The sequence below is a fragment of the Zavarzinella formosa DSM 19928 genome (genome assembly GCF_000255705.1).
GTDB classification, from domain to species: Bacteria; Planctomycetota; Planctomycetia; order Gemmatales; family Gemmataceae; genus Zavarzinella; species Zavarzinella formosa.
Window position 1 is genome coordinate 114,101 of record NZ_JH636445.1, and the last position, 10,420, is coordinate 124,520.

The window sequence follows — 10,420 nt, forward strand, 5'->3', positions numbered from 1 at the left end:
ATCTCTGTGTAGGGAAAAGCCAAAATCCCGCCATCTCATTGCTTATTCAGATCGGCATAACCGATAAAGATCCCACAGACCCAAGCGACCCGCATCGGGCAGGGCCTCTGCGCAGCCTGCGGGGAGAAGCAATGAGTGGACTCGGCAAAATGAACAAGAGGGGATGCCTTGCCGTCGCCCTGCTGGCGTCTGTGGCGGGTTGCGCGGTTCATCAAATTCAGGACGACGCCGGGGATCACGTTTTTGCCGGAAAGATTGATGACTCCACGCCTGAAAAGATCAATGCCCCGTTGCCTGAAGTGATCGTCGAGTCTCCTCCGTCGGAGCCGGCGGAACCTGTCGCCGTTGGTTTTGCTTCCACTCGTCCAAAGGACATTGCCGAAGCCGGGTTTGCCGCGGATCAACCGGCCGGCGTGAAAGATCCAGATCCCAAACCGGCGGCCAAATCCCAACCAGATTCGCTTCCGGCGCCGAAAGAGGCCCCGGCGGCCAAAGGCGCGATGACGATGGATCAACTCATCAACGCCGCGTTGCTTGCGGACCCAAAGTTAAGGGCGGGGTTTGAAGGGATCAACCAAGCCAATGCCGACGCCCTGACCGCCTCGTTGCGGCCCAACCCCGAATTATTCACCGACGCGCAGTTGCTTCCGCTCACCCGCCCGTTCACGGTGACACGGCAGGGAGGGCCGCCGCAACAGGATGTGAACCTCAGCTATTCCATCGACTGGTTCTTGTTTGGCAAACGGGCGGCGGCGATGCAAGCCGCCTTGCTGGGGGTGCGGGTTTCGGAATCGGAATATGCCGACCGTGTTCGGCAGCGGATATTGGAGGCCGCCACTGCCTACTATGATGTGTTGGAGGGAAAGGCGCTTCTGGAACTGGCCCGGCAGGATGTGAGCAACTTGAAACGGGTGGAGGCCGTCACCGAGAAAGCCATTGAAATCGGTGGCCGGCCGCAAGTTGATTTGAATCGCATCCGGCTGGATCGTTTAAAGAGCGAACAGGCCGTGCGGGATGCCGAGAACACGCTGGTCGGGGCCAGGGCGACGCTTCGCTCCATCATTGGCCGGGCTGATGCCGATGTTGATTTCGATGTGGCCGGGACGTTGGGCGACAAGACGTTGATGGAACCGCTTCCGGTGGAGGAGGCGTTTGCCGTCGCCCAGCAAAACCGGCCGGATTTGAGCGCCATGCGGTTGCGGGTGTCTCAAGCGAGGGCGGGGATCGAGTCCGAACGGCGAAAGGGTTACCCGACGGTCACCCCGCAGTTAGGCTATACCCGCCAATACCAGCAGAAGGCGGTCGGCTTCCCGGATGCCAGCTCTTATAGCGTCGCCCTGACGATGTCCCTGCCGATCAGCGACCGGAATCAGGGGAATGTGGACAAGGCCACATCGGTGATGGTGCAGAACCAGTTCGAGTTTCAGGCGGGGTTGGTGTCGTTGCGGGCGGATGTGGTGCAGGCCGATCAGGAACTCCGAACCTCGGCGGCGAATGCCCAAGCGGTGGCCGGTGAGCAGCTTAAACTGGCCGCCCAAGTGAGGGATGCGATCAACACCGCCTATGAGGCCGGCGGCCGCCCGTTGATCGACGTGCTGGACGCCCAGCGGAACTATCGGGAAACCTACCGATTGTTCATCAATAGCCGGGCGGGCTACGGCCGGGCACTGGTGAAATATTACTCAACCATCGGGAAGAAGATCTCGCCATGACGGACCGCTTGAAAGACCTGCCGCCGGACGGGGCGCCGTCCGGCCAGTCATCGTCCGCCGCCCGGTCGTCAACGCTCTGGAAGAAAATCGGGTCCGCTTCTCAATTCGTCATCGCTCTGGTCGTCACACTCGTTTTCCTTGCCTATCTGCTTTTTGCCCCAAGTTCCAAACCCAAGACGGAAAACAGCGACGCCACCCGCCCGGCGGCCGAGGTTGTTGAGGTGATCGGGCCGGGATTGATCCGCGTCCAGCCGGGCGGGCCGTTTGATTCCAAGGTGACCACGGCCGCCGTTCGCCAAGAAACCATCACCGACCCGTTGATGATGGTGACCGGCCGGGTGGCGGCCAGTCTTCGGCCGGGCAACGGCAAAGGGAATGATTTCTGGCAGTTCGATTCGCCGGAAGTGTTGACCGCCCACACGGACTGGCAAAAAGCCCTGGCGGACATCACCTATGCGGAAACGCAAATCATTCAGGTGAAACAACTCGCCGCCGCCCGGTTGGACGCCCAAAAGCAAGTGGTTGCCCGATTGGAAAAACTGGTGTCCGCCGGGACGGACACCCCCAAGGACCTGGCGGCCGAAAAGGCCAATCTCATTCAAGCGGAGATCACCGGGCGTAAGGAAACTCATGAGGCGGAGACGGCCGTTCGGGTGGCGAAACGGGCCGAGGCCGCTTCCGGCAAACTGCTCCAACAATCCGGGCTTGATCCGGAGTTGCTGAAGTCGGCCACTTCGGACATCGACATCGTCCTCGCCGATGTGCCGGAAGGCCGGCTCAACCGGGTCAAAATCGGACAGGCTTGTCGGGCGAACTTTTTCGGATTGCCCGACGAACAATTCACCGGGAAGGTCAACAGCATCGCCCCGGCGCTGTCGAAAGAGCGCCGGACGCTCCGGGTGCTTTTCGCCATCAACGATTTGAAAGATCAACTCCGGCCCGGCATGTTTGCCGAGATCGGGTTGGGGACCGACCCCCGTGAAACATTGCTTGTCCCGGCCGATGGCGTTTTGCACATCGGCCGCGCGGAGTATGTCCTCTGCGCCGCCGAGGCAAATGTCTGGCGGGTGACGGAAGTGAAGATCGGCGAAACCCGAAACGGGGATGTGGAGGTTCTGTCCGGGTTGAAACCGGGTGAGAAGATCGTCGGCAAAGGGGCCATCTTGTTCAAGCCGCTGGCCGTGCGGGCCTTGCAAGCTCCCTCGTCGACCGTTGCGGGAGGCCACCCGTGATCGCGTTTCTGATCGAGCGAGCCATGCAATACCGCTGGCTCGTTCTGGGCTTGGCCATCCTCATTGGCGCGGCCGGGGTTTATTCGTTCCGCCAGCAACCCATCGATGCTTACCCGGACATCTCCTCGCAAGTTGTTCAAATCATCACCACTTATCCGGGGCGAGCACCGGAAGAAGTCGAACGGCAGGTCACGGTTCCCATCGAAATCGCCATGCGAAATGTCCCCAATGTGGACGTGATTCGTTCGCGGACGATTTTCGGGCTGTCCGTCGTTCAACTGGTGTTCAAAGAAGGAACAGAAAGCTATTGGGCCAGACAGCGCGTTCAGGAGAAACTTTCCAGCATCAAACTCCCGGACGGGGCCGAGGCCGAACTCGGGCCGCTGGCGACCGCCTACGGGGAAATTTACCGTTACGAACTCATTTCGGACGGCGCCACCGATTTGATGACCTTGCGCACGCTGAACGATTGGGTGGTGATCCCCCGCCTGCTCCGGGCGGCCGGCGTGGCCGAAGTGTCCAATTTCGGCGGCTTGCAGAAACAATTTGCCGTCACCTTTCGACCGGCGGATTTGGACCGCTTCGGGCTGACGCTCAATGACATTGTCGAAGCCATCAAGACGAACAACGCCTCGGCCGGGGGCAGCGTGTTGCAGCGTGGGAGCATGTCCTTCGTCATCCGGGGCAGCGGGGCATTGAAAGACCTTCGGCAGATCGAGGACACCTTCGTCAAGTCGGTCGGCGGCACGCCGATTTACCTCAAAGACGTGGCCAATGTCGGCCTCGATAACCTCACGCCTTCCGGGATTTACAGCAAGGATCGCACGGACGACGGGGTTGAGGGAATCGTCCTGATGCGGCGGGGAGAAAACCCGTCGCTGGTTCTGGCGAACGTGGCCGATGCCGTCAAAGAATTGAACGAAACCGAATTGCCCGATGGCGTAAAAATCTCGCCTTTCTATGATCGCCAGCATCTCGTCGATAACACGCTGCACACGGTCGGCCATAGCGTTTTGCTGGGCGTCACGCTGGTTGTGTTGGTGCTGCTGCTGTTTTTGGGCCGACCGGTGATGGCCGCGTTGGTGGCCGTCACCATTCCCTTCTCTTTGCTCTTTGCGCTGGTGCTGATGTATCTGACTGGCATCCCCATCGGGTTGCTCTCCATCGGGGCCATCGACTTCGGAATCATCGTGGACGGGGCCATCATCCTTTCGGAAAACGTGGCCCGGCGGCTCGGCGAGGCCAGCCATCGGGAGGAAAAGCCGGATGTGTTCAAAGTGGTTTTGAAAGCTGCTTTGGAAGTCGAGCGGTCGGTGTTCTTTTCGATCCTGATGATCGTGGTTGCCTATCTGCCGTTGCTATCCCTGTCGAGCATCGAAGGTTTATTGTTCCGGCCGATGGCCCTGACGATGGTGTATGCCCTTGGCGGATCGATGTTTTTTGCCCTGTTCGTGATTCCCGTGCTGGCGACGATTTTGTTCCGCAACGGATACGAAGAGTGGGAAAATCCGCTGCTCCGGATCTCGCGGCCGGTTTATGAGACCGTCTTGCGCGGGATGCTGTCGGCCCGGTGGGTGGTGGTCGCGGTCGTGGTGTGCGGGCTGGCTCTTGTCGTCATGCGGGTGATGCCACGGCTCGGGATTGAATTCCTGCCGTACATGGATGAAGGCGTTGTCTGGGTGCGGGCCAATTTCCCGGAGGGCACCTCATTGCGGCAAACCAGCGAATACGGCCGGCGAATCCGGGAGGTTGCTTTGGAATTCCCGGATGTGCGGTCGATCTCGGTGCAAGCCGGGCGGAATGACTCGGGAACCGATCCGTTCCCGCCGAGCCGGTTGGAGATCATGATTATTCCCAAGCCGAAGGAAGAGTGGACCCAGTTCAAGCGTAAGCAAGATTTGGTCGCCGTCATCGGCAAACGACTGCGGGAAGAATTCCCGACCAGCCGGTTTAACTTCACCCAACCGATCATCGACAGCGTGACCGAAGACACCAACGGCACCTCCGCAAATCTGGCGGTCGAATTCTCCGGGACTGATTCGGAAGTGTTGCTCGATTTGGGCCGGCGAACGGTTGACCTGCTCAAAACAATTCCGGGTGCTCAAGATGTGAACATCGAACAAGAGGGGCCGCAGCCGCAGTTGGTCATCACCCCCGACCGGCAGGCGTGCGCCCGGCACAATGTCCGCATTGAGGACGTGACCAAACTGATTAACACCGCCCTCGGAGGCGAAGCGGCCGGAACGCTGTATGAAGGGGAACGCCGATTCGACATCGCGGCACGGGTTGACCGATACGTTGCCAATTCGCCGACGGCGGTGGGCCGTCTCCCCGTGCACAACGCGGACGGGGTTCCGGTGCCGCTTTCCCAAGTGGCCAACATCGAGTTGATCGACGGCCAGACGATCATCGCCCGTGAAAACGGCCGACGCCGAATCACCGTGCGGTGCGACATTGTCGGCCGGGACCAAGGAGGATTCGTCAAAGAAGCCCAAGCAGCTTTTGACGAATCGATTCGCCCGACGATGCCTGTCGGTTACCGGGTCGGCTGGCTGGGAATGTTTGAAAATCTGGAGCGTGCCCGCAATCACTTTGTGCTGGTGATTCCGATCACCGTCGTCTTGATCTTCGGATTGTTGATTGTCACTTTCGGCTCGATTCGGTCGGCGTTGTTGCTGCTTCTCTCCGTCCCGTTCGCGTTCATTGGCGGGGTGCTGGCTTTATGGATTCGGGGGATGAATCTAAACGTCTCCACTGGCGTCGGGTTCGCGGCCCTCTTTGGCGTCTCGATCATGAACGGCGTGTTGATGGTCCGCTCCATCGCCGCCTTGCGGCAGGAAGGGATGGAGTTCCGCGAGGCGATTCTCAAGGGCGCGCTCGATTGTCTCCGTCCGATTCTGCTTGCCTCGCTGGTCGCCATTCTGGGCCTGCTGCCCGCCTCTCTCGCCACCGGATTGGGATCGGATGTGCAACGCCCGCTCGCCACCGTGATCGTCTGGGGCCTGTTTAGTTCCACCCTGTTGACATTGTTCGTCGTGCCGGTTCTTTATGAAATCTTCGCCCCGCAAGTGCCGTTGAAACCGGCCTCCGAATCTGGCGAATCAGGATTGAAATGAACAGGGGTTTGATTCGGCAAACAGAAAAGACCAATCAGGCGATTTTCGCCAACACGCTACAGGCGATCATTTTTCAAGATTGCAAAAGCGGTCAAAATGCGACCCAAAAGTGATCTGAAACGATGAAAAACAGTCGTCCGGCGACCATTTTTGGACAGTTGGACACCCCAAAAGTGGTCAAAAACAGTGGGCCAACTGAACACTATTTTTCAAAAACCCCGGTAAAACCGGGGGGTCGCCTGATGATTTTGGACAAATGCGCAGCGATTTTGAGCCTTTGAAAATGGCCCAAAATGCCAGACCCAAGCTGATGCTGGAGAGCATAATGCAAAATCAAGCATCAGCATTTGCAAATGAATTCAAGAGCCCCACTGCGTGAGCGGTGGGGGTGGCCGTCACACTCAGGAATCCACCCCCACCGCTCACGCAGTGGGGCTCTTGGAATCTCACATCAAATGTCTGTTGATTTTGCATTAAGGCAAATTCTCCAGCATCAACCCCGCCATCACACGGTTTTTCCGTACCGATTGTCAAACTGCTTTTTGTCCGTGCTATTGATGGCCCCGCTGAGGTCGAAATCAAACCATGCCTTGTAGGCGGCCTGGCTGGAACTCGATCCATAGGCGGCCGTGAAAGCGTTCCGGTCGCTGGTGTCCACGTCGGCATCCCCGTCGGCGTCGCCAAAGAGCCGGTGCAAGGTTGTGGTATAATTGGCCGCCATGTACAGGCTGGTGGCCGTGTCGCGGACGCGACTGGCCAAGACGGTCAGTGTCCATCGGCCGTCGATGAGCGACCCGGACTCGGTGTTTGCCCCGGAGAAGGTGAGAGTCGCCACGGTCTTGCCGTTCACCGTGCTCAAGGCGACGGCGAGGCTGCCAACGGAAACATTGTTTCCCTGCCGTTTGAGGGTGAACGCCGCCGGTGTCAGGAGCGATGTGTCCATCAGCCCGTCGAAGGTGACGGCGATCTTGATCACCCGCGATCGCTGAACCTCGCCGTTGTTCACCACCGTTGAAACCACATCGGGAACATTGCGGACCGTGATAGTCGCCGTGCGGGTGGCGGAAACATCAACGCCGCCGTTGGCCGTGCCGCCATTGTCGCGGAGCCGATAGGTGATGGTTGCCGTGCCGGAGGTGTTGGCGGCGGGCGTGTACTTCAGCGTTCCCGTCGCATCAATGGTCGGAGCGGCCGAGAACAGGGCCGGGTTGCTGTTGGTCAGGATTTCAAACGCCACGGTCTGGCTTGCCTCGTCGGCCGGGCCGCGGACGATGCCCGTCGCCCAATTGGCCACGGTCTTGGCGCCGGAGTCCTCGTTCACGGTCTGGTCGGCCCCGGCGGTGAAACTCGGGGCGTCATTCACCGGAGTAACGCCGAAGCCGCTCCAAGTCGAAATGGTCTGCGCCCCCGGTCCGCCGTTGGCTTGATCGTCCGCCGTCAGCCGCACGGTCGGCGGTGTCGTCGAGTTATCGTTCGAGTTGGCCGGCGGTGTCACCACCAGCGTGTTGAGCGTGGCGTTGATCTGGGCCACCGTTCCGGTGATGACCGCCACGGTTGAATTATTGCCCGCCACCGTCGCCCCGTTTGTCGGGGTCAGGCCAATGATTCCCGAGCCTTGCATGAAGTCAATCGTGAGTTTCAGCGGCGCAGAACTGGTCGCGGAGTCAACGTCTTCCAAGACGAAATTATTCGGGCTGGCGAACGAAATCGGCGTGTCTTCCAAGGTCGTGCGGTAGCCGACACTGTAAAGTTTCGGCGAGTCGTTCACGGCGGTCACATTCAGTGAAACGGTGGCGATGTTCCCGTTGGCCGTGCCGTCATTGGCTTGGTAGGTGAAACTGTCCGGTCCGTTGTAATTGGCGTCCGGCTTGTAGGCGAACCGCCCGTCCGCCCCGAGGGACACCGTGCCGTGGGCGGGATTGGCGACAATGGCGGTCGAGAGAGGCGAACCCTCGGTGTCCGTGTCATTCGTCAACACGCCGGGGAAATTCACGGCCGCCCCGGACTGCCGGACAAGCTCCACATCGGCCTGACTGAGAGCCTGGCTGTAAATGCGGACATCGTCCATCCACGCGGGCAGTCCGCCGGACGGATCGCCGATGAACAGGTTTTGCGGGTTGAATCCCGTGAGGGATGCCCCGTTGAACGCGGAACTGTTCAAATAAGAGACCTCGGTCCCTACGCCACCACCGTAGATGGTGGCGAGGCTCGTGTCGGGAATCCAGCCGCCGTTGAACGTGACCGCCAGAAACACCCACTTGTTTGAGGCATCCAAAGTTCCGGGGGCGGTGAGGCCCGTCGCCCCGTATCCGCCGGAGCCGTTCGATTCGGCCACGGAAAAGGTCGGCCGGAATTTGGCCGCCGTCGAGCCGCCCAAGTTGAAATCATCGAATCCGAGACGCCAGGTCCGCGTGCCGGCTGGCGTCGAACCAATGTTGGCGGATCCGGTGCCAATCAACCGCTTGCCGCCGAGTTGGGCGGCGGCATCCCTCACATTGACCCAAAGTGTCAGTGTCATGGAGGTCAGCGAATTCAAATCACTGGCCGCGCCGGGGGTGACATAGCCAACGCCGCTGGAAAGGCTCAACGCCCCGGTCGGCGACCCGGCGACGCCGCCGGCCGTGCGGGTGGCCGCGCCGGAGAATGTCCCGTTGGTCGTCGGGGCCGAGCCGCGATCCAACACGGGGGCGGTTCCGGTTCCCGCTTCGTCGAAGTTGTAAGCCAGTACCGGCGTCGGCAGCGGATTGGCCGGGCCGGCCACCAAGATGCCGTCCTCATGGACGGTGTATGAATCATCCCCGGAAACCGGCACATCGTTGACGGCCCGCACGGTGATGGCCACGGTCGCCACATTGCTGACAGAGACGCCGTCGCTCGCTTTGTAAGTGAACGAATCCGGCCCGTTGTAATTGGCGGCGGGAGCATAGGTGAACGAACCATTGGCGTTCAGGCTCAACGTGCCGTGGGCTGGCTGGGCGAGGACAATCACGGTCAGCGAATCACCGTCCGCATCCGTGTCATTGGCCAGCACATTCCCTGTCAGCGGCGTGTCTTCATCAGTCGCCACGGCATCATTCGCCGCCACCGGAACGTCATTCACCGAGTTGACGGTGATGGTGACGGTCGTGTCGGCCCCGGCCGCCGTTCCGTCGGAAGCCTTGTAGACGAAGCCGTCCGTCCCGTGGAAGTTGGCGGCCGGTGTGTAGGCAAAGGAACCGTCCGGATTGAGGGTAAGTGCGCCATGAGAGGGACCGATGACAACGATGGCGGTCAGCGAGTCGCCATCGGCGTCCGAGTCGTTGACAAAAACGCCCGTTTGGACCGGGGCGGCCAACGTGGTGTCTTCGTTGATTGAATATGTGTCTGCCGTCGAAACCGGCAAGTCGTTGACAGACCGCACGGTGATCGTCACCGTCGCCACATTACTGTCGGCCTGGCCGTCGTTGGTCTTATAGGTGAAGCTGTCTTCGCCGTGGAAGTTGGCGGCCGGGGCATAGGTGTAAGAACCATCACTGTTCAACGTCAGCGAACCGTGGGCCGGGCCACTGACAACGACAGGGGATATCGCATCGCCGTCGGCATCCGAGTCGTTGGCCAGCACATTGATTGTCAACGGGGTGTCTTCGTCGGTCGCCGCCGTTTCCCCAACGGCCACCGGGACATCGTTGATCGAGTTGACGGTGATGGTGACGGTCGTGTCAGCCCCGCGCTCGGCGCCGTCGAAAGCCCTGTAAACGAAACTATCTTCGCCGTGGAAGTTGGCGGCCGGGACATAGGTGAAAGAGCCATCTCCGTTTAACAACAGCGTGCCATGCGACGGGTTGGCAACGATCTCGGCGGTGAAGGCATCTCCGTCCGGATCGGTGTCGTTGGCGAGGACGCCGGTTCCGGCCGGCACGGTCAGGAGCGTGTCTTCGTCCGTTGTGTAATTGTCGGCCGCCGATGTCGGCGGGTCGTTCCGTTCGACGACGGTCAGGGACACCGTCACCTCGGCGCCGTCCACCGTCCCGTCGTTTGGCCGATAAGTGAATGAATCGTTCCCGATGAAGCCGTGGGCGGGCAGGTAGGTGAAGGAGCCGTCCGGGTTTGGCGTCAGCGTTCCGTGAGCCGGTTCGGTGGCGATGACGGCGGTGAGCGGGTCGCCGTCAACATCCGTGTCATTCGCCAGAATTCCCGTCGCCACGGGCACGGCCAACGTTGTTCCTTCGTCCAACGTGTAACTGTCGGCGGCGCCAACAGGGGCATCATTGACCGGGGTCAGGTTGATCGTGACAACCCTTGTCTGGCTCGTGCTCTTTCCATCGTAAGCGTTATAAGAGCCTCTAACTTTATGAGATAGTGCGGCACAGCGTTCGCAGGC

General features: G+C 60.3%; 4 protein-coding genes. 3 read left to right on the top strand and 1 reads right to left on the bottom strand.

What is annotated here, in order from left to right:
* The first annotated feature begins 131 nt into the window (after nt 1-131).
* Genes BGIM_RS0132405 through BGIM_RS0132415 form a run of 3 tightly spaced genes read left to right on the top strand, consistent with a single transcriptional unit; the run spans nt 132 to nt 6,060 of the window.
* Complete coding sequence (locus BGIM_RS0132405) at nt 132-1,712, top strand: TolC family protein (RefSeq protein WP_020473820.1); 1,581 nt, start codon at nt 132-134, stop codon at nt 1,710-1,712.
* On the top strand, nt 1,709-2,944 hold the full coding sequence (locus tag BGIM_RS0132410) for an efflux RND transporter periplasmic adaptor subunit (protein WP_020473821.1): 1,236 nt from the start codon (nt 1,709-1,711) through the stop codon (nt 2,942-2,944). Before BGIM_RS0132405 ends, BGIM_RS0132410 begins: the two co-directional genes overlap by 4 nt.
* Nucleotides 2,941-6,060, top strand: coding sequence for an efflux RND transporter permease subunit (locus BGIM_RS0132415; protein ID WP_020473822.1), 3,120 nt, complete (start codon nt 2,941-2,943; stop codon nt 6,058-6,060). Before BGIM_RS0132410 ends, BGIM_RS0132415 begins: the two co-directional genes overlap by 4 nt.
* Nucleotides 6,061-6,565: 505 nt before the next feature.
* Here the strand turns inward: BGIM_RS0132415 and BGIM_RS0132430 are convergent.
* A partial coding sequence (locus tag BGIM_RS0132430; RefSeq protein WP_162136312.1) for a tandem-95 repeat protein occupies nt 6,566-10,420 on the bottom strand: 3,855 nt, incomplete at its 5' end.